This window comes from Nocardioides sp. (assembly GCF_036267815.1).
Taxonomy (GTDB): Bacteria; Actinomycetota; Actinomycetes; order Propionibacteriales; family Nocardioidaceae; genus Nocardioides.
Genome location: NZ_DATAVI010000066.1, coordinates 47791 through 66341 on the forward strand (window position 1 = coordinate 47791; position 18551 = coordinate 66341).

An 18551-nucleotide genomic window follows, 5' to 3' on the forward strand; every position below is an offset into this window, starting at 1 on the left:
CGATCGCAGGCGACCCTAGCAGCCGACCTCACCCCAGCGGGATCTTGACGACCGTGCCGTCGGTGGCGGCCACCGCGCCGGTCGAGACGTAGGCGGCGCCGTGGTGGATCGCCACGCCGTACGGCGCGAACAGATTCGCCGCGACGACCGCCGGCGCCCTGCCCGCGGACTTCGGGAACACCCGCCGCAGCGACCCCAGGGGGGTGCCGCCGCCGGACAGGCCGTGGTCCGCGATCTGCACGGCGTACAGCTTCCTGCCGTCCCACGCGAGGCCAGTCACGTCGGTGAGGCCGGTGGCCCACACCTTCGGCTTGTGGCCGGGGACGACCCGCCAGATGCGGGCCTTCCCCCGCGGGTCGGGGTAGCCGGTCAGCTCGCTGACGTAGTAGGCGCCGTCGGGACCCCGCACGACGTCGGTGGGCACCGACTCGTAGGCCCGGCCGCCGGTCTTGCGGTTCTTGAACCTCGCCACGGTCTTCACCTTGGCACCCGTGGCGCGGACGAGGTCGTTGCCACCGGCGTCCGCGACCAGCCAGGAGCCGTGCGTGCCCTTCACCAGCCCCGCGGGGTCGCTGTCCGGGTCGTCGACCGGGTTCGCCTTGCGCTCGTACGACGCGAGGTCGGCCACCGAGCGGACCCTCGTCGTGCGCAGGTCGACCGACACGAGCCGGCCCAGCTGCTTGCGGGCACGGGCCGGGAGCCTCCCCCGTGACCGGGGATCGGCGCCGAGCCCCAGGGTCAGGACCAGCGTGTGCCGGCCCACCACGGCCAGGCCGGACGGGCCGATCGGCGACGCGTGCGTGTGCTGGTCGCTGAGGGAGGCCAGGCCCGTGAGAACCCGGTGCTGACGGCCCTTGCGCACGCGCGTCACCGAGCCCGTCCACCCGAGGCAGGACGGTCCGTCGAGTCCCGCGACACACGTCCCGGAGCCGCCCTGTCCGGCCTCGGCCACGTACATCACCCCGTGCGGACCGAACGCGATGTCCCGGGGTCCGCGCAGGCCGCGGGCGACGACCTTGCGAGCGACGGCGCGCGCATGGTGCGGGGGTGTGCTGGCGCCGGCCGGAGTCGTCGGCGACACCGGAGTCAGACCGGCGAGCGACACCGCCGCCGTGCCGGCCATCACCGCCACCGCGGCCCGTGCGGCCCGGGCGGCCCGTGCGGCTCCGGACACGCTCAGCGACCTCCGCGCTCGGCGAGGTCCTTCAGGACCGTCTCGTAGGCGCGGTGGTAGGTCGGGTAGGCGAAGTGCTGGTGCAGCAGCGTCGCGAGCGGCACCTCGGCGTGCACGGCGAGCTCGAGCATCGACATGATCTCGCCGCCGTTCACGCCGACCACGACGCCACCGACCAGCACCTCGCGGGCCCGGTCCAGCACCAGCTTGATCACGCCGTCCTCACGAGCCATCCAGCCGCGACCGCCGAGGTCGCCGGTGGCCACGACGACATCGAGGCCCTGGTCGCGCGCCGCCTTCTCGGTGAGCCCGACCGAGGCGACCTCCGGCGCGGTGAAGGTCACCCGCGAGACCGCGCGGTAGTCGGCCCAGGGGCCGTCGCGGCCGAGCAGGTCGGCGACGACCACGGCGCCCTGGTACATCGAGACGTGCGTGAAGGCACCCTTGCCGACGATGTCGCCGATCGCCCAGACCCCGTCCGCGACGCGCATCCGCTCGTCGGGGTCGAGCACCCGTGCGTCCGGGTCGAGGCCGACGTGCTCCAGCCCGAGCCCGTGCAGGTTGGTGCGGCGTCCGGCGGCCACCAGCAGCTTGTCCGCGCTCAGCCGCTGGTCGGCCAGCTCCACCGAGAAGCGCCCGTCGGCGTAGGACACCGAGCCGATGCCGGCGCCGGTGAGCACCTGGATCCCGGTCTCGGCGAACGCCTTCTCCAGGGCCGCGCTCGCCTCGGGCTCCTCCAGGGCGATCAGCCGCTCCGCGACCTCCACGAGCGTCACCTGCACCCCGAACAGCGCCATCACCTGGGCCAGCTCGCAGCCGATCGCGCCGCCGCCGATCACCACCAGCGACGCCGGGAGCTCGGTGAGCTGCACGGCGTCCCGGTTGGTCCAGAACGGCGTGTCCGCCAGGCCCGGGATCGGCGGCGCGGCCGGTGCGGTCCCGGTGTTGACCACCACACCCCGCGTCGCGGTGTACGTCGTCCCCGCGACCTCGACCCGCCCGTCGCCGGCCAGGACGCCGCTTCCGCGCACGAAGCTCGCGCCGGCGTCCTCGAGCCGCTTCACCGCGACCGTGTCGTCCCAGTTGTCGGTGGCCTCGTCGCGGATGCGCGTGGCGACGGGAGTCCAGTCCGGGCTCACCGTCGAGCTGCCGGCGAGCTCGTTGACGCGATGGGCCTCTCGCAGGGTGTGCGCGGCGGCGATCATCATCTTCGAGGGCACGCACCCGAAGTACGGACACTCGCCCCCGACCAGTCGCTCCTCCACGCCGAGCACCCGGAGTCCGGCCTCCGCGAGCTTGATCGCGACGTGCTCACCGCCGGGGCCCAGGCCCACCACGATCACGTCGAACTCGGTGCCTTCGTGCGTCTCGGTCATGCGAGCAGCCAACCACGGAGTCGTGCCCGCGCGGCAGCGCCACTAGGGTGCGGGTCCCGAATCGCCGACGCGGCGAGAGCCACGCTCTAGGGAGGCGCGGGTCAGTCCCGCCTGCTGCGCGCCATTGATCAGCACTTCCCTACGTCGACACATGCCGCGCGCGGGCGAAGCAGAACAGCCCGTAGCAGCCGATGCCCACCGAGATCGCGAACAGCAGCACGGGCCCGAACGGCTGGTGCAGGACCGTGTGCAGGGCCCGGTCGAGACCGCCGGACCTCTTCGCGCGGTGGTCGATGGCCGCGTAGACGAACAGCACGCCGACCACGGCGATCGCGACCCCCTTGGCGAGGTGGCCGAGCTTGCCGAACCAGCGGTACGCCGTGCCGGTCCGGCCCGAGCGGCCACGCGGGTCGAGGTGCTCGAGGAACTTCTCGCTCCAGCCGCGATGGCACAGGTACCCGCCGTAGCCGATGATCGCGACCCCCACCGCGCCCACCAGCCAGCGGCCGTAGGGCTGGTCCATCAGGGTCGCGGTGTAGTCGGTGGTCCTGGTCCTGGAGCCCGAGCCCACGGCCACGTGCACCGCGCTGACTCCGAGCGTGCCGTAGACGATCGCCTTGCCGACGTCGGTGACCGGCGCCACGACCTCCTTCGCGCCGTCCTCGGCGCCCGCGTCGACGACGGCCTCCAGGAGCTTGTAGGCGACCAGCAGGAACATGCCGACGGCGACCACCCACACGACGATCCTCCCGAGCGGCTGCTGGGCCAGCTGGCGCAGCGCGCCGTTGCGCGACGCCGCGCCGCTGTGGTCGCCGAGGGCGAGCTCGATGCCCAGCCACGCGATCGTGAGGTGCACGACCCCGTAGGCCACCATGCCCACCCGCAGCGCACGCTCGCTCCACGGGCTACGACGCGCACGGCGGCCCAGCTGGTCGACCTGGTCGGTGACGCCCGCCATGCAGACGAGACTAGGGCCGTGTGTCGGCCGCACTGACCACCCCGAGGGGTGACCCCCTCACTAGGGAAGTGCCGATCACTGGCGCCGTCGCGAGCGTCGCGAGGCGTGGGCGATGGCAAGGCGCGGTCGCGACGGCATGCTGGGCGCACGTCGAGCGGCTGCAACGCAGCCGGCGTACGTGCATCGCGGCGCGCAGCAGGCGGGACTGACCAGCGCTTCCCTAGCCCTTCAGCGACTCGCGGTCGCGCAGCACGCTGCCGAGCACACCGTTGACGAACGCCGGCGAGTCGTCGGTGGAGAGGTCGCGGACCAGGCCGATCGCCTCCGAGACCGCCACCGGCGGTGGGACGTCGCCGGCGTACAACAGCTCGAAGGCGCCGATGCGGAGCGCCTGCCGGTCGACGGCCGGCATCCGGTCCAGGCTCCAACCCTCGGCGTAGTCGGACAGGATCTCGTCGATCCGCTCGCGATGCTCGCTCACCCCCCGGACCAGGGTCTCGGTGTAGGGGTTCGTCGGGCCCTGGCCCTCGGCGATGGCCGCATCCAGCTCGACGACGGGGTCCTGGCCGCGCACGTCCGCGGCGTACAGGATGTCGAGCGCGCGCTTGCGCGACTTCGAGCGAGCGGGCATGGCGCGGCGGTCAGGCCTTGACGCGGCCGAGGTACGACGAGTCGCGGGTGTCGACCTTGACCTTCTCGCCCTGGGTGATGAACAGCGGGACCTGGATCTCGTGCCCGGTCTCGAGCGTGGCCGGCTTGGTGCGCCCGGTGGCGCTGTCACCCACGACACCCGGCTCGGTGTAGGTGATCTCCAGCTCCACCGATGCCGGCAGCTCCAGGTAGAGGACTCGGCCGTCGTTGCTGGCCACGATGGCCTCCTGGTTCTCCAGCATGAAGTTCTTCGCGTCGCCGACGAGGTCGGGGTCGACCTCGACCTGGTCGAAGGTGCCGGTGTCCATGAAGACGTAGGACGTGCCGTCGTTGTAGAGGTACTGCATCGTCCGCTTGTCGACCGTGGCCACGTCGACCTTCACGTCGGCGTTGAAGGTGCGGTCGACGACCTTGCCCGACTCGACGTTCTTCAGCTTCGACCGCACGACCGCGCCGCCCTTGCCGGGCTTGTGGTGCTGGAACCAGATGACCTGCCAGAGCTGGCCGTCGAGGTTGAGGACCATGCCGTTCTTGAGGTCATTGGTGGTGGCCATGCGGGAGTGCCTCTTCTGGTGGGATCGGCGAGATCGGTGGGCCCACTCATCGGGGACGTCCGGGCGGGCGGCCTCGAAGTCTAGTACCCGCGCTGCGCTCCCTACGATTCCGCGGGCGTGCGCAGCCGGCGCATCCGCAGCATCCTGCGGGTCACCAGCCACGAGGGCATTCCGAGGAGCAGTGCGAGGACCGCGAACGGCAGCACCGCGCCGAAGGCGACCAGGAACGCGACCACCAGCACGACCAGCCCGTGCCAGCCGTGCCGCAGGCCACCGACGAAGCCGCCGGCGCTCGCCTCGACGGGGGCGGACGACACCTTCCGGACCACGTCGACGGTGATCGTCGCGAGGCTGGTCTGGTCCGCCAGGTAGGCCTGCTGCTGGCGCAGCGACTCCAGCTCGCCCTGCCGCTGCGTCAGCGCTCGCTCCACGGCCAGGAGGGAGCCCAGGCTCGCGGTGTGGGAGACCAGGTCGCGCAGGCGGCGGACGCCGGCCCGCTCGGCGGCGATCCTCGCCCCGATGTCGATGACCTGGGTCGTGACGTCCTCGGCGCGACGCGACGAGCTGCGCAGCGAGGCGACTCCCGAGAGGTCGGTCATCGCCTGGTCGAACCGCGTGCTCGGCACCCGGACGACCAGGTGCGACCGCGTCACGGTGCCGTGGTCGTCGGTGGCGGTGTGCTCGTCCGCGACCCGGCCGTCGAGCCGGGACAACGCAGCGTCCAGGCGGGTGCGCGTCGCCGACACATCGCTGCTGACGAGCTCGATGCTCCCGGTCGAGATGACGGCCCGTTCGGGCACCGCGTGGCTCGCTGACAGTCGGTCCGACCGGGTCGAGGCGAGGGCCTTCGCCCCCGCGGCACTCTCGGGGGCCTGGCCCGTCGCCGCGGCGTCGTTCGACCGGCTGGATGGCGCGGAGCAGCCGGTCACCACGAGGACGACCAGGAGCAGGAGGGTCGCCGGCACCAGCGGACGGCGCCCTCCCCGCGCCGCGACGCTCACTGGAACGACCAGACGATGCGGACGGTCACGGCGAGCTTGTCGCGCCCGGCGCGGATCGGCAGTGTCGCCAGGTCGTCGGCGTAGGCCTGGTGAAGAGCCAGCGGGGTCGGCGCCGGAGCGCTGGCGTGCACCTCGCGCAGCGACAACACGGACCCGAGGGTCTGTCCGGTGTCGGCGGCGTACTGCTTGGCCTTGACGGTCGCCTGGGCGACGGCGGCCGCGCGCGACCGGGCCAGCAGCGAGTCGGGGTCGGAGATCCGCAGGCCCAGCCCGCTGACCCGGACGTCGTCCCCTCCGGCCCGGATCACCGCGGAGACGGCACGTCCGCCCGCCGCGAGCTGGTGCACGAGCACCTGGGCGCGCTGGGAGACGTGGTAGCCGCGCAACGTCGGCGGACCCGAGGAGTGGTAGTCGTACACGGCGTTCATCGACAGACCGGTGGTCTGGACGTCGGAGCGGCGTACCCCCAGCCCGTCGAGACGCGCCAGCACGCCGTGCATCCGGGCGTCGGCGGCCGCCATCGCCTCGGTCAGGGTCGGCCGCAGCAGCCCGACCGAGACGGTGAAGCTCAGCTCGTCCGGGACGCCGAGGCTGCTGCCCGTGCCGCTGGTGACCATCGTGCGAGGCTTCGCCGCCTGGGTCGTCGCCTGGGTCGTCGCCTGGGTCGTCGCCTGGGTCGTCGTGGTGTCGGCGGCGCGGGCGGAGCTGCCGGTGGTGCCGAGCAGGTAGGCGACCAGGAGTGCCAGGGCCGCGACCACCGCGACGAGCGCTCCCCTGGCGCTGATGCTGACAGTGCGGTTCACGAGAGGCTCCCTCGTCGGCCGCTCTCGGCCGGGATCGGTGATGTGCCGATCGGACGGGAAGGTGGGGGTCCTGGTTCCCCCCGGCTGCCCCAGGCACGCTCCCGCCCGCTGTCCGAGCGCTCGGACAACGCATCGGAGCCCCGGTCAGACAGACGTCTCCGCGAGCAGCCGCAGGGCCTCGTGGTAGCCCTCCACGCCCTTGCCGCTGATCACCGCGACGGCATGGGGGGTCACCACGGAGTGGTGACGGAACTCCTCGGGACGCTGCCCGGGGTCGCTGAGGTGGACCTCGACCAGCGGGGCGGAGAGCTGGGCGCAGGCGTCGTGGAGCGCGAGGGAGTAGTGGGTCCAGGCGCCGGCGTTGAGGATCACCGGGGTCGTCTCGTCGGCGGCCGCGTTCAACCAGTCGAGGAGCTCGCCCTCGTGGTTGGTCTGCCGGACCTCGACCTCCAGCCCCGCCTCGCCTGCCCACGTCTGGCACAGCGCGACCAGCTCGGCGTACGTCGTGGAGCCGTAGATCTCGGGCTGACGGCGGCCGAGGCGGCCGAGGTTGGGACCGTTCAGCACCAGCACCCTCATCGGCCACCTCCGGTCATCACGGCGTACGCCGCGCGCAGCGACTCCTCGGCGGGGTCGGTCAGGACCTGTGGCCGAGCCACGTCGCTCAGCACCACGAAGCGCAGCGTGGAGCCGCGGGCCTTCTTGTCGACGGCCATCCGCGCGCGCAGGTCGGGGTACGACGCGCCGGACCAGCCGGTCGGCAGACCGACGCCGGCGAACGCCGCGTGGTGACGGTCGGCGACGTCGTCGGCCAGGATCCCCGAGGCCCGGGCCAGCTCCGCGACGTAGACGCACCCGATGGCCACGGCCTCGCCATGGCGCAGGGCGTAGTCACTGGCCTGCTCGACGGCGTGCCCCATCGTGTGTCCGTAGTTGAGCACCTCCCGACCCGGGTGACCCGCGTCGCCGCCCGCCTCGCGCAGGTCGCCGGAGACCACCGCGGCCTTGACCCGCACGGCTCGCTCGACCAGCTCACGCAGCGTCGGCGAGTCGGCCGCCGGCACGCCGTGGGACTCGACCAGGCGCAGGATCTGGGGGTCGGCGATGAAGCCGCACTTGACCACCTCGCCGAGCCCCGAGCGCAGCTCCTCGGGCGGCAGGCTCCGCAGCAGCTCCAGGTCGCAGAGGACGCCGGCCGGCTCGTGGAAGGCACCCACGAGGTTCTTCCCGGCCCTGGTGTCGATCCCGGTCTTCCCGCCGACCGCCGCGTCGACCATGCCGAGCAGGGTGGTCGCGACGTGCACGACCCGGACGCCGCGCAGCCACGTCGCGGCGACGAAGCCACCCAGGTCGGTGGTCGCACCGCCCCCGACCGCGACGACGACGTCGCTGCGGGTGAAGCCGGCCACCCCGAGCGCGTCCCAGCACCGAGCCGCGACCTCGGCGGTCTTGGCCCGCTCGCCGGCCGGGACCGGCAGCTCGAGCACCGGGTAGGCAGGCTCCAGGACCTCCCGCACCGCCTCGAGCCCGGCCGGGAGGTCCTCGGGGAAGACCACGGCCACCCGGTGTGCCTCCGGCCCCACCAGACCCGGCAGGCGACCGAGCAGGTCGTTGCCCACCACCACGTCGTACGGCGCCCCGGTGGCGACCCGGATCGAGGTCGCCCCGGGCGCGGCCTCAGCCATCGCGCAGCCCGGCGACGACGACCTCGACCTCGTCGGCCACGTCGTCAGGAGTCCGGCCGTCGGTGTCCACCATCGCGCCCGCCACCGCCTGGTAGACCGGGGCCCGCTCGTCCAGGAGCGCCTTGAGGGTGCCGCGGACGTTGCCCAGCAGCAGCGGCCGCGACGCGCCCAGACCGACCCGCGCCGCGGCGTCCGCAAGACCGACGCGCAGGAACACCACGCGGTGTCCCGCCAGCAGGGACCGCGTCTCCGGCGCCATCACCGCTCCCCCACCGACCGCGAGCACCCCGGCGTGCTCGCCGAGCGCGTGCGCGACGGCCTCGCGCTCCAGCGCTCGGAAGTGCTGCTCCCCCGAGTCGACGAAGATCTCCGACACCGGGCGCCCCTCGGCCCGTTCGACGTCGTCGTCGGTGTCGCGGAATGCCACCGCCCAGCGCTGCGCCAGGAGCCGACCGACGGTCGACTTCCCGGCACCCATCGGCCCGATCAGCACCACCTGCGGAGCGCTCACGTCGTGCTCACCGGAAGCTCAGGGTGTCGAGGTAGCTCTCGACGTTGCGCCGGGTCTCGGTGACGGCGTCGCCGCCGAACTTCTCCAGGACGGCGTCGGCCACCACGAGCGCGACCATCGCCTCGGCAACGACGCCGGCAGCCGGGACCGCGCACACGTCGGAGCGCTGGTGGTGTGCCAGCGCGGCCTCGCCGGTGGCGACGTCCACGGTGCGCAGGGCCCGGGGCACGGTGGCGATCGGCTTCATCGCGGCCCGCACCCGGAGCAGCTCCCCGGTCGTCATCCCGCCCTCGGTGCCGCCCGAGCGACCGCTGGCCCGCCGGATCTGGCCATCGGTGAGCACGATCTCGTCGTGGGCCCGGCTGCCCGGGGTCGCCGCCAGCGCGAAGCCGTCGCCCACCTCGACGCCCTTGATCGCCTGGATGCCCATCAGGGCCCCGGCCAGACGCGAGTCGAGCCGCCGGTCCCAGTGCACGTGGGAGCCCAGGCCGGGCGGCAGGCCGTGGACGACGACCTCGACGACGCCGCCGAGGGTGTCGCCGTCGCGGCGCGCCTCGTCGATGCGCGCGACCATGGCAGCACTGGCGTCGGGATCCAGGCAGCGCACCTCGTCGGCGTCGAGGCGGGCGAGGTCGTCGGCCGCGGGCACCGATCCGGCGGGTGCACGGACACCGCCGAGCTCGACCACGTGGGACACGACCCGGGCGCCGGTGGCCTGCTCGAGGAACGCGCTGGCCACCCGGCCGAGCGCCACCCGGGCCGCGGTCTCGCGGGCCGACGCGCGCTCCAGGACGGGCCGGGCCTCGTCGAAGGCGTACTTCTGCATCCCGACCAGGTCCGCGTGACCGGGGCGCGGCCGGGTCAGGGCGTCGTTGCGCGCCAGGCCGTCGAGCACGACGGGGTCCACGGGGTCCGCCGACATCACGGTCTCCCACTTGGGCCACTCGGTGTTGGCGATCTGGATCGCCACCGGGGCGCCGATGGTGCGGCCGTGCCGCACGCCGCCCAGGATGCTCACCCGGTCCTGCTCGAACTTCATCCGCGCCCCGCGACCCTTGCCCAGCCGCCGGCGTGCGAGCGCCTCCGCGATGTCGTCGGTCGTGACCGCGACGTGTGCCGGCAGCCCCTCGAGCACGGCGACCAGGGCCGGGCCGTGGGACTCCCCCGCAGTGAGCCAGCGCAGCATGGGCTCAGTCTTCCATGCGGCCGCGGCGCCCAGCCGCCGCTCTCACGCCGTACACCGCTGCGGCCCGTCCGGCTGCTGGTCGGCTGCTGGTCGGCTGGCGGCGGGCTGCCGCCGGCTGCTGGTCGGAGAGAGGACGCGGCGGAGCGGCGGCGACACGCCGGAGGCACTCGGCGTTCCTCTGGGGTTCGGCGCGTGGGCACCGCGAGGCCCGCGCCGAGGCCCACACCGAGGCCCGGGTGGGCCGGGCCGCCACCGAACAACGGCCGCGCCCCGGGGGGCCGGGTCAGTGTCCGAGGAGGCCGGACCACAGTCCGGCGCCCCACAGCAGGCCCACGACGGCGCCCACCAGCATGAACGGTCCGAACGGGAACCCCTTGCGCTCCACGACGCGCACCGCGGAGAGCAGGCCGCCGCCGACGCCACCGAGCAGGAAGCCGGCGTAGACGCCGATCATCAGCGGCCCCCAGCCGACCCAGCCCAGGGCGATCCCGAGCACCCCGGACAGCCGGACGTCGCCGAAGCCGAGGCCCCGCGGGTAGATGAACCACAGGACGCCGTAGAGCAGGCCAGCGACCAGCCAGCCGAGCGCCGCCCGCACCGCCGCGTGATGGTCGCCGGTGCCCACGGCGCCGCCCGCGACCAGCACCACCAGCACGACGTACAGCGGCCGGATCAGGTACGTCGGCAGCAGCCGCGTACGCCAGTCGACGACCGCCAGCGCGACGTACACCGGGACCATCGGCACCCACAGCGCCCAGGCCCAGTGCCACCCGACGGCGTAGCCCACGACGGCACCGACCACGGCGCCGGCCAGGGCGCTACGCAGCCCGAGCCCTGGCAGGACGGCGATGTCCGCGAACGGCTCGGGCGGGTCCTCGGGCGTCTTCGGCTCGGCCTCGGGCTCGGTCGACCCGGGCTCCGACGGCTCGGGTTGTGGACCAGGCACGATCTCGGGGACCAGGCCGATGATCTGCGGCACGAGCACGCTTCCCGGACCGGCGACCACGGCGCCGAGGAGGACGGCGAGCGCGGTCGAGTCCATGCCGGGACCCTAGTGCTCGGCCACGTCGGCGGTTCGCAGGCGGCCGTGGGTCGGGCGGGTGCGTCTCAGCGGTGCCGATCGGCCAGAGCCGCCTCGCCGGCTCGGCGCATCGACTCCACGGGGGCCTGGTCCCTCCCGGTCATCGCGCGCACCTGACCGACCGCCTGCATCACCAAGAGGTCCAGGCCCCCGATCAGGACCCGGTTGTCGACGAGCGCCGCGGCGGCCAGAGGGGTGGGCCACGGGTGGTAGACGACATCGAAGACGACCGGCACGTCCGCGACCGCACGCAGCAGCGACGCCGACTGCGACTGGGCCGGGACGGTCGAGACGACGATGTCGGCCCGGACGGGGCCGAGGTCGGCCAGGGCCGTCACCGTCACGACCGGCGCCCGCGGGTGCCGGCCCACCGCGGTCGCCGTCTCGGAGGCGCGGGCCGGGTCGCGCACCACGAAGGTCACCCGGTCGAGCCCCAGCTCGGCCAGCGCGAGCACGACCGACGCGGCAGTCGCTCCCCCGCCCAGCACGACGGCCCGCGACAGCCGGGTCGACGTCGCCGCACCGATCGCCGCCACTGCACCCGTGACGTCGGTGTTGAGGCCGTGCCGACCACCGTCGGGGTCCAGCAGCACGGTGTTCGCGGCTCCCGACACGCGGGTCCAGTCGTCGCTGGAGGTGAGCAGCGGCAGTACCTCACGCTTGAGCGGCATCGTCAGCGACAGTCCGCGCCACTGCGGCCCGAGCCCCGCGAGGTGACCAGCCAGGTCTCCCGCCGCGACCCGCACCGCGTCGTAGCTCCAGGCGAGGCCGAGCTCGGCGTACGCCGCCCGATGCAGCACCGGAGACAGCGAGTGCGCGACGGGGTCGCCCAAGACTGCGCAGTGCACGTCCGCTAGCACCTGCTGGACGTCGTGCAGTACTGCTCGTACTCCTGCTTGAAGCCCAGGAAGTCCTGGTAGGTCCTGCCGAACTTGGTCAGGCCGGTGCGCAGGTTGACGGTCAGGTAGTAGTACCAGTCGCCGGCCGAGGGATGCAGGGCCGCCTTGATGGCCTCGTCTCCGGGCGAGTCGATCGGCCCCGGGGGCAGCCCCGGATGCAGGTAGGTGTTGTAGGGCGAGTCGGTGTTCTGGGTCTCGTCGGTCGTCACCGCCACCACACCCTTGCGGTGCAGCGCGTAGTTGACGGTCGCGTCGATCTGGAGCAGCCCGTTCGTGCCCTCCCTGTCACCGGGCCCCTCGAGACGGTTGTAGATGACGCGCGAGATCTTCGGCATGTCGGGTCCGCGGCCCTCGACCTGGATCAGGCTCGCGATCGTCATCACCTCCGCCGGGGTCCTGCCGACCTGCTGGGCACCGTCGACGAGACCGTCGGCGTTCGCGGCCTGCTTCCACCGGTCGACCATGTCCGTGAGCATGTCGACGGGCTTCTCGGTGGGGCCGAACCCGTAGGTCGAGGGGAACAGATAGCCCTCCGGGTTCCCCTGGGCGTACGACGGGAGTCCCAGCGCGGCGGTGTTCTTCAATGCGGCGTTGAAGTCGGCCGCGGAGTACTTCGTCTTGGCGGCGAGGATCGCCACGATGTCGACCACCCGCAGGCCCTCGGGGATGGTCACGGTCGCCTTGACGATGTTCTTGGGGTTGTTGAGCACCTTGAACGCCTGGTCGGCCGACATCTTCTTCTTCAGCTGGTAGTAGCCGACCTGGATGGTGTTCTTGTCGTTGGAGGCACTGATGAAGGCATCGACCGAGGCCACGACGCCGTCCGCCTTCAGGTTGCGACCGATCACCGCGGTCGAGTCGCCCTGCTTGACCTGGAACAGCACCTTGCCGTGTCCGGGCCCGGAGTAGTCGGCGGCGTGCGTGAGATGGTCCTTGAGGTAGTGGAAGCCCTTGGTCCCCACGAGCGCGACTCCCCCGAGCACCACGACCAGGGCGATCACGACGGCCAGGCACCCCGGGATGCTGCGCCGGCGCTCCTTCTTCCGCGCCCCACCGAGGTACGACGGGTCGTAGCCGCCGGGGTCCTCCGCCTCGTCCGCAGACGTGGACGCCCGGGCTGGCCCGCCGGGCTGGGGGTCGTCCAAGGGGTTCCCGTCGCTCATGAGTCTCCTGTCGCGGTCTCTCCCCGCACGATCTCCCCCGGCGGGTGACCGGTCGTCCGCTCGGTGTCCAGAGCGTGCTGCAGAATGAGCACGGCCGCCGCCTGGTCGACCACGGCCCGTCGTGCCGCACCCTTCTTCCCCCGGTCGCGCAGCATAGCCTCCGCGCTCACCGTGGTCAGCCGCTCGTCCTGGAGCCGCACCGTCACCGGGGCGATGCGGGCCGCGATCCGGGCAGCCAGCTCGCGGGCCTTGGCCGCAGCCGGCCCCTCCGCACCCGAGAGCGAGCGGGGCAGCCCGACGACCACCTCGACCGCCTGCTCGTCGCGCACCAGCCGCGCGATCCGGGACAGGTCGCCCTTGCCGCGGCGCACGGTCTCCACCGGCGTCGCCAAGAACCCCGACGGGTCACTGCGGGCGATCCCGATCCGGGCATCGCCCGGGTCGATGCCGAGCCGAACCCCGCTGCGCATCGCGCCGACCCGCTCAGGCGGCCCCGGCCGACAGGGCCACGACGGCCCGAGCCGCCTCGAGCGCCTCGTCGACCCGCGTCGCGTCGGTGCCGCCGCCCTGGGCCACGTCGTCCTTGCCGCCACCGCGGCCGCCGACCAGCGGCATCACCGCGGCGAGCATCGCGTCGGCCCGTACACCGCGGTCGCGGGCGCGCTCGTTGGTCGCGGCGACGACGGCCACCTTGCCGTCCTTGACGCCCACCAGCACCGCTGCTCCGGGCTGCTCCTGGCTGAGCCGTCCGCGCAGGTTGAGAGCCATGGTCCTGATGTCGCCCGCGTCGGCACCGTCGATGCGCAGGCTGATCAGCCGGATCCCGTGGACGTCGGCGGCGTCGCCGGCGAGCTCCGCGCCCTGCGAGAGCAGCTGGGCGATCCGGGTCTGCTCCAGGGCCTTCTCGGCCGCGCGGAGACGCTCGACCATGTCGTTGACCCGTTCCGGGAGCTCCTCCGGTCGCGCCTTGAGCGCCTCGGAGAGCTGGGCGACCAGCACGTGCTCGCGCGCCAGGAACCGGTAGGCGTCGGCCCCCACCAGCGCCTCGACCCGGCGTACGCCGGAGCCGATCGAGGACTCCCCCAGCAGCTTGATGACACCGAGGTGGCCCGAACGCTCCGCGTGGGTGCCGCCGCACAGCTCACGGGCCCAGTCGCCGACCGAGACGACGCGCACCTGCTCGCCGTACTTCTCGCCGAACAGCGCCATCGCGCCGGAGCGCACGGCGTCGTCCTGGGTCATGATCTCGGCGTGCACGGCCAGGTCGGACAGCACGAGGTCGTTGACCCGCGCCTCGACGTCCTGCATCACCGAGACCGGCACCGCGCCGGTCGCGGAGAAGTCGAACCGGAACCGGCCGGGAGCGTTCTCCGAGCCCGCCTGCGTCGCCGTCTCGCCCAACGCCTCGCGGAACGCCTTGTGCACCATGTGGGTCGCGGTGTGGGCGCGCGAGATCGACTTGCGGCGCTCGACGTCGACCTCGGCGTGGGCCTGGAGTCCCGGCGTCACCTCGCCACTGAGGACTCGCGCGGTGTGCACGATCAACCCGGAGATGGGTGCCTGGACGTCGCGCACCTCCACCCGAGCGCCGCCCGCGAGCTCGATCACGCCCTGGTCGGCGAGCTGCCCACCGCCCTCGGCGTAGAACGGCGTTCGGTCCAGCACCAGCTCGACGTCGTCGCCCTCGCGCGCCGACGCCACGACCTCCCCGTCGCGGACGATCCCGCGCACGCTGCTCTCGCTGACCACCTCGCGGTAGCCGGTGAACTCGACCGCCCGCCCCAGGCCGTCGGCCACGCTGCGGTAGGCGGCGGTGTTGGCGTGGGAGCCCTTCTTGGCGCGGGCGTCCTCCTTGGCCCGCTGGCGCTGCTGGCCCATCAGCTCGCGGAAGCCCACCTCGTCGACCTCGAGCCCCTGCTCGGCCGCCATCTCCAGGGTCAGGTCGATCGGGAAGCCATAGGTGTCGTGCAGCGCGAACGCGCGCTCTCCGCTGAGCAGGTGTCCGCCCGACTGCCTCACCTGCGAGGTCGCCTGGTCGAAGATCGTGGTGCCGGCCCGCAGCGTCTGGCGGAAGGCGTCCTCCTCGGCGTAGGCGACCTGGGAGATCCGCTCCCAGTCGCGGTGCAGCTCGGCGTAGGTCTCACCCATCTTGTCGCGGCTGACCGGCAGCAGCTCGGGCAGCACGCGGTCCTCGGTGCCGAGCAGGCGCATCGAGCGCACCGCCCGTCGTAGCAGCCGGCGCAGGACGTAGCCACGGCCCTCGTTGCCGGGCGTGACGCCGTCGCCGATGAGCATCAGGCAGCTGCGCACGTGGTCGGCGACGACCCGCATCCGGACGTCGTCGTCGTGGTTGGCGCCGTACCGCCGGCCGGTGAGCTCCTCGGCCCGCTCGATGACGGGGTACATCACGTCGATCTCGTACATGTTGTCGACGCCCTGGAGCAGGTAGGCCACCCGCTCGAGGCCCATCCCGGTGTCGATGTTCTTGCGCGGCAGCGGCCCCACGATGTCGAAGTCGTCCTTGGCCCGCACCGCGCTGAGCTCGTCCTGCATGAACACGAGGTTCCAGATCTCGAGGTAGCGGTCCTCGAGCTCGGCCGGCATCGAGACTCGCTGCGTCGTCTCGAACTCGCCGTCCGGGCCGTGCTCCGGGCCTCGGTCGTAGAGGATCTCCGAGCACGGGCCGCCCGGCCCGGGCACGCCCATCGACCAGTAGTTCTCGTTGGGACCCAGCTTGACGATGCGTTCGCTCGGCAGGCCGGTGACCTGCATCCACAGGTGCAGCGCCTCGTCGTCGCCCTGGAGGATCGACGGCCACAGCCGGCTCTCCTCCAGGCCCCAGCCGCCGTCGGCCTGCGGTTTGGTGACGAGGTCCCAGGCGAGCTCGATCGCGCGCTGCTTGAAGTAGTCGCCGAAGGAGAAGTTCCCGCACATCTCGAAGAACGTGCCGTGCCGCGTGGTCTTGCCGACGTCATCGATGTCAGGGGTGCGGATGCACTTCTGGACGCTCACCGCGCGGGGGTACGCCGGCGTCTCCTGCCCCAGGAAGTAGGGCTTGAACGGGACCATGCCGGCGTTCACGAACAGCAGCGTCGGGTCGTCGAGGATCATGGACGCCGAGGGCACGGCGATGTGCGCGGCGGCCTCGAAGTGCGCCACGAACCTTCGCCGGATCTCCGCGGTGTCCATCAGTGCGAACCCTCCTGTGTCAGCTCTTCGGTGGTGTGCCCCGACCCGGTCGAGACCAGGGGACGGGGCCGGCCCGGCGCGAGTGCCGGTGCCCCATGGGGCCCGAGTCCGAACCGCTCGCGCAACTCCGTTTCGGCCTCGGCCTGGCCCTGGGCGACCTCGTCACGCAGCATTCGGGCGCCCACGCCGAGCGCGTGCCACCGGTCGCTCAGGCCGTCGGCCGTGAGGGCCTCCTTGACGCGTCTCGCCCGTGCCATCGCGTAGACCCCCGCGCCGGCCCCGGCCAGGAACCAGAGCCCACGCCTCATGAGGCCTCCCTCGTCCGGGCGGCGACCGCGGCGCGCTGTCGCGCCCTCAGCTCGCGCTGCGCGTCCTTCAGGTCAGCGCGGCGCTGCTTGCGCGCACGCCGGACCTCCAGCCGCATCTCGAAGCGGATCCGGTTGCGCGTCGCGGGAGCCAGACCGCGGCGGACGCCCTGGACGAAGGACGCAGCCTTGACCACGGACTCCTTGAGCACCACGTCGGCGAAGGCCGGCGCATCGAGGTGGACGCGCTCCGGCTCGGGCGCCTGGTGACCGAGACCGGTGATCAGGAACTCCACCGGCGCCACGGCGGGCCGGGACGCCACCGGCGGCTCCGACCTCCGGTGACCGGGATCCTCCAGGTCGTCGAGACGACGGCGCAGAGCCGCGAGGTCCGCGGCCGTGCGGGCCGCCGAGCGGCGCGTGCGGACCAGGCCGACCAGCAGCAGCAGGCAGGCCAGCGTCAGCACGCCGACGGCGAGGAGCACGGCCCGGTCACTGGTCACAGCAAACGACCCTATCGTCCGCGCACCATCCGCCGAATCCGCTCCCAGCGCTCCTTGACGGCCGCCTCGGCGCCCAGCGACGTCGGCTGGTAGTACTCCGCGTCGAGCACGACGTCGGGTGCGTACTGCTGCTCGGCGATGCCGAAGGGCTCGTCGTGGCTGTAGGTGTACGACGTCCCGTGTCCGAGTCGCTGGGAGCCCGGGTAGTGGGCGTCGCGCAGGTGCGGGGGCACCTGCCCGATCTTGCCGGCCCGGACGTCCGCGGTGGCGGAGTCGATCGCGCGGGTCACGGCGTTGGACTTGGGAGCCACGGCGAGGGCGATCGTGGCCTGGGCGAGGTTGAGACGGGCCTCGGGCATGCCGATCAGCTGCACCGCCTGGGCCGCCGCAACGGCCGTCGGGAGCGCCGTAGGGTCGGCGAGCCCGATGTCCTCGCTGGCCAGGATCACCAGCCGCCGGGCGATGAACCGCGGATCCTCACCGGCCTCCATCATCCGCGCTAGGTAGTGCAGAGCGGCGTCGGCGTCGGACCCCCGCAGGGACTTGATGAAGGCCGAGATCACGTCGTAGTGCTGGTCGCCCTGACGGTCGTACCTCACGGCGGCGCGGTCGACCGCCGTCTCGGCCGTCGACAGGTCGATGGTCGCGGCCCCGCTGGTTCGAGCCGCGCCCGCGGCCGCCTCCAGGTAGGTCAGGCCCCGGCGGGCATCGCCGCCGGCCAGCCGGACCAGATGATCTCGTGCGTCGTCGTCGAGTTCGTAGTCACCGGCCAGACCGCGCTCGTCGACCAGTGCCCGGTCGATCACCTCGGCCACGTCGTCGTCGGTGAGCGGGTCGAGCTGGAGCAGCAGGCTGCGCGAGAGCAGGGGCGAGATCACCGAGAAGAAGGGGTTCTCCGTCGTGGCCGCGACCAGGGTCACCCACCGGTTCTCCACGCCGGGCAGAAGCGCGTCCTGCTGGGCCTTGCTGAACCGGTGGACCTCGTCGACGAACAGCACGGTCTCGCGGCCGCGCCGGGTCAGGTCGCTGCGAGCCTGGTCGATCGCAGCCCTGACCTCCTTCACGCCCGCCGAGACCGCCGAGACCTCCACGAACGCCCGGTCGGTCTGCCCGCTCACGATCGCCGCGAGGGTCGTCTTCCCGGTGCCGGGAGGCCCCCAGAGCACGACCGACATCGACTGCCGACCCTCGATGAGCTGGCGCAGGGGGGAGCCCTCCGCCCGGAGCTGCGGCTGCCCGACCAGCTCGTCGAGCGTGCGCGGCCGCATGCGCACCGCCAGCGGAGCAGACGCGTGCGTCGAGCCCTGGAGCGAGCCGCCCCCGGCCGTCGCGACCGGCGCCCGCACGTCGTCCGCCTCGAACAACCCATCCACACCCCGACCCTATGCGGTTGCTGCGTGGCCCCTCCCGCCCCGTGGCAACGCCGAGTCGGCACAAAAGGGCACGAAAAACCCGCCCAGTCGTCACAAAGGGACAGAATCGCCGAGTCGGCACGTGACGACTGGGCGGGTT

At 72.9% G+C, this 18551-nt stretch carries 19 protein-coding genes; all 19 read right to left on the bottom strand.

Annotation, left to right across the window (positions count from 1 at the left end):
* Window positions 1-28: 28 nt before the first annotated feature.
* Entirely contained in the window at window positions 29-1174 is a 1146-nt protein-coding gene (locus VHW64_RS15465) for a ScyD/ScyE family protein (protein ID WP_329651470.1), read from the bottom strand.
* 2 nt (window positions 1175-1176) lie between these two features.
* Window positions 1177-2550, bottom strand: a complete 1374-nt coding sequence (locus VHW64_RS15470) for an NAD(P)/FAD-dependent oxidoreductase (protein WP_329651471.1) — start codon at window positions 2548-2550, stop codon at window positions 1177-1179.
* Between the two features lie 139 nt (window positions 2551-2689).
* A complete protein-coding gene (locus VHW64_RS15475; RefSeq protein WP_329651472.1) occupies window positions 2690-3508 on the bottom strand; it encodes a DUF1206 domain-containing protein in 819 nt (272 codons plus the stop codon).
* Window positions 3509-3728: 220 nt separating this feature from the next.
* On the bottom strand, window positions 3729-4139 hold the full coding sequence (gene nusB / locus VHW64_RS15480; protein ID WP_329651473.1) for a transcription antitermination factor NusB: 411 nt from the start codon (window positions 4137-4139) through the stop codon (window positions 3729-3731).
* Window positions 4140-4149: 10 nt separating this feature from the next.
* On the bottom strand, window positions 4150-4713 hold the full coding sequence (gene efp / locus VHW64_RS15485) for an elongation factor P (protein ID WP_329651474.1): 564 nt from the start codon (window positions 4711-4713) through the stop codon (window positions 4150-4152).
* Between the two features lie 101 nt (window positions 4714-4814).
* Window positions 4815-5678, bottom strand: a complete 864-nt coding sequence (locus VHW64_RS15490; RefSeq protein ID WP_329651475.1) for a DUF4349 domain-containing protein — start codon at window positions 5676-5678, stop codon at window positions 4815-4817.
* A gap of 32 nt (window positions 5679-5710) precedes the next feature.
* Window positions 5711-6517 carry an SIMPL domain-containing protein gene (locus VHW64_RS15495; protein ID WP_329651476.1) on the bottom strand — a complete coding sequence of 269 codons (807 nt, stop codon included), beginning with the start codon at window positions 6515-6517 and terminating at the stop codon, window positions 5711-5713.
* Between the two features lie 144 nt (window positions 6518-6661).
* On the bottom strand, window positions 6662-7096 hold the full coding sequence (locus tag VHW64_RS15500) for a type II 3-dehydroquinate dehydratase (protein ID WP_329651477.1): 435 nt from the start codon (window positions 7094-7096) through the stop codon (window positions 6662-6664).
* Window positions 7093-8202, bottom strand: coding sequence for a 3-dehydroquinate synthase (gene aroB, locus VHW64_RS15505; RefSeq protein WP_329651478.1), 1110 nt, complete (start codon window positions 8200-8202; stop codon window positions 7093-7095). Before aroB ends, VHW64_RS15500 begins: the two co-directional genes overlap by 4 nt.
* Entirely contained in the window at window positions 8195-8713 is a 519-nt protein-coding gene (locus tag VHW64_RS15510) for a shikimate kinase (protein ID WP_329651479.1), read from the bottom strand. The genes aroB and VHW64_RS15510 overlap by 8 nt, the downstream gene beginning before the upstream one ends.
* A gap of 7 nt (window positions 8714-8720) precedes the next feature.
* On the bottom strand, window positions 8721-9899 hold the full coding sequence (gene aroC, locus VHW64_RS15515) for a chorismate synthase (RefSeq protein ID WP_329651480.1): 1179 nt from the start codon (window positions 9897-9899) through the stop codon (window positions 8721-8723).
* A 283-nt stretch (window positions 9900-10182) separates the two neighbouring features.
* On the bottom strand, window positions 10183-10941 hold the full coding sequence (locus tag VHW64_RS15520; protein WP_329651481.1) for a prepilin peptidase: 759 nt from the start codon (window positions 10939-10941) through the stop codon (window positions 10183-10185).
* 65 nt (window positions 10942-11006) lie between these two features.
* Window positions 11007-11813 (bottom strand): shikimate dehydrogenase, encoded by an 807-nt coding sequence (locus VHW64_RS15525; RefSeq protein WP_329651482.1) that lies wholly within the window; start codon window positions 11811-11813, stop codon window positions 11007-11009.
* Between the two features lie 20 nt (window positions 11814-11833).
* Window positions 11834-13042 carry an endolytic transglycosylase MltG gene (mltG, locus tag VHW64_RS15530; protein ID WP_329651483.1) on the bottom strand — a complete coding sequence of 403 codons (1209 nt, stop codon included), beginning with the start codon at window positions 13040-13042 and terminating at the stop codon, window positions 11834-11836.
* Window positions 13039-13512 (bottom strand): Holliday junction resolvase RuvX, encoded by a 474-nt coding sequence (gene ruvX / locus VHW64_RS15535; RefSeq protein WP_329651484.1) that lies wholly within the window; start codon window positions 13510-13512, stop codon window positions 13039-13041. The genes mltG and ruvX overlap by 4 nt, the downstream gene beginning before the upstream one ends.
* A gap of 13 nt (window positions 13513-13525) precedes the next feature.
* Window positions 13526-16231 (bottom strand): alanine--tRNA ligase, encoded by a 2706-nt coding sequence (gene alaS, locus VHW64_RS15540; RefSeq protein WP_329651485.1) that lies wholly within the window; start codon window positions 16229-16231, stop codon window positions 13526-13528.
* Window positions 16231-16539 carry a DUF6167 family protein gene (locus tag VHW64_RS15545; RefSeq protein ID WP_329651486.1) on the bottom strand — a complete coding sequence of 103 codons (309 nt, stop codon included), beginning with the start codon at window positions 16537-16539 and terminating at the stop codon, window positions 16231-16233. The genes alaS and VHW64_RS15545 overlap by 1 nt, the downstream gene beginning before the upstream one ends.
* A complete protein-coding gene (locus VHW64_RS15550; RefSeq protein ID WP_329651487.1) occupies window positions 16536-17039 on the bottom strand; it encodes a hypothetical protein in 504 nt (167 codons plus the stop codon). The genes VHW64_RS15545 and VHW64_RS15550 overlap by 4 nt, the downstream gene beginning before the upstream one ends.
* 11 nt (window positions 17040-17050) lie before the next feature.
* A complete protein-coding gene (locus VHW64_RS15555) occupies window positions 17051-18412 on the bottom strand; it encodes a replication-associated recombination protein A (protein ID WP_329651488.1) in 1362 nt (453 codons plus the stop codon).
* Between the last annotated feature and the right edge of the window lie 139 nt (window positions 18413-18551).

Coding starts and splice junctions, on each gene's coding strand:
- efp (WP_329651474.1), bottom strand. CDS start 4,713: ATGGCCACCACCAATGACCTCAAGAACGGCATGGTCCTCAACCTCGAC.
- mltG (WP_329651483.1), bottom strand. CDS start 13,042: ATGAGCGACGGGAACCCCTTGGACGACCCCCAGCCCGGCGGGCCAGCC.
- VHW64_RS15545 (WP_329651486.1), bottom strand. CDS start 16,539: ATGAGGCGTGGGCTCTGGTTCCTGGCCGGGGCCGGCGCGGGGGTCTAC.
- VHW64_RS15520 (WP_329651481.1), bottom strand. CDS start 10,941: ATGGACTCGACCGCGCTCGCCGTCCTCCTCGGCGCCGTGGTCGCCGGT.
- VHW64_RS15475 (WP_329651472.1), bottom strand. CDS start 3,508: ATGGCGGGCGTCACCGACCAGGTCGACCAGCTGGGCCGCCGTGCGCGT.
- VHW64_RS15470 (WP_329651471.1), bottom strand. CDS start 2,550: ATGACCGAGACGCACGAAGGCACCGAGTTCGACGTGATCGTGGTGGGC.
- nusB (WP_329651473.1), bottom strand. CDS start 4,139: ATGCCCGCTCGCTCGAAGTCGCGCAAGCGCGCGCTCGACATCCTGTAC.
- aroB (WP_329651478.1), bottom strand. CDS start 8,202: ATGGCTGAGGCCGCGCCCGGGGCGACCTCGATCCGGGTCGCCACCGGG.
- ruvX (WP_329651484.1), bottom strand. CDS start 13,512: ATGCGCAGCGGGGTTCGGCTCGGCATCGACCCGGGCGATGCCCGGATC.
- VHW64_RS15500 (WP_329651477.1), bottom strand. CDS start 7,096: ATGAGGGTGCTGGTGCTGAACGGTCCCAACCTCGGCCGCCTCGGCCGC.
- aroC (WP_329651480.1), bottom strand. CDS start 9,899: ATGCTGCGCTGGCTCACTGCGGGGGAGTCCCACGGCCCGGCCCTGGTC.
- alaS (WP_329651485.1), bottom strand. CDS start 16,231: ATGGACACCGCGGAGATCCGGCGAAGGTTCGTGGCGCACTTCGAGGCC.